The sequence below is a fragment of the Pseudomonas sp. AGC41 genome (assembly GCF_057334555.1).
In genome coordinates this window covers 8,054-8,611 of record NZ_JBHFJB010000131.1, presented here as the reverse complement: position 1 = coordinate 8,611, position 558 = coordinate 8,054, and the positions used below count along the sequence as shown (strand labels likewise).

Annotated in this window: 1 protein-coding gene; it reads right to left on the bottom strand. The window is 61.1% G+C overall.

The window, feature by feature from the left end; all coding sequences use genetic code 11:
- Window positions 1-514 (bottom strand): alcohol dehydrogenase catalytic domain-containing protein (locus ACE04F_RS21850; RefSeq protein ID WP_486109885.1); only part of this gene is annotated, 514 nt, incomplete at its 3' end.
- Window positions 515-558: the final 44 nt, after the last annotated feature.

Here is a 558-nt window from a genome sequence, read left to right as displayed (position 1 = left end):
GGATGTCGGACAGGCAGGTCAGGTCGCGGATTTTCTCCATGGCCTTGTCGCGGTCCGGCAGTTTCAGCAGGTTGAAGTCGGCGTACGGCACCAGCACGTATTCGGCCTGGCCGCCGGTCCAGTCGCCCATGTCGACATAACCGTAGGCACCACCGGCACGGGCCGGGTTGACGGTCAGGCAGACTCCGGTGTGTTGCTCTTTGCAGGAACGGCAGCGCCCGCACGCCACGTTGAACGGCACCGAGACCAGGTCGCCGATTTTCAGATTCTCGACGTCGCTGCCCTTTTCGATCACTTCACCGGTGATCTCGTGACCCAGGACCAGGCCGGTCTGGGCAGTGGTACGGCCGCGGACCATGTGCTGGTCGGAGCCGCAGATGTTGGTGGAGACTACGCGCAGGATGACGCCGTGCTCGATCTTCCTGCCGCGCGGGTCCTGCATTTTGGGATAGTCGATTTTCTGTACTTCGACCTTGCCGTTGCCGAGATACACGACACCACGATTACCAGACATGCTTTCACCTCGCTGTTGTTTTTGTGGAACTGCGTTGCCCAGGC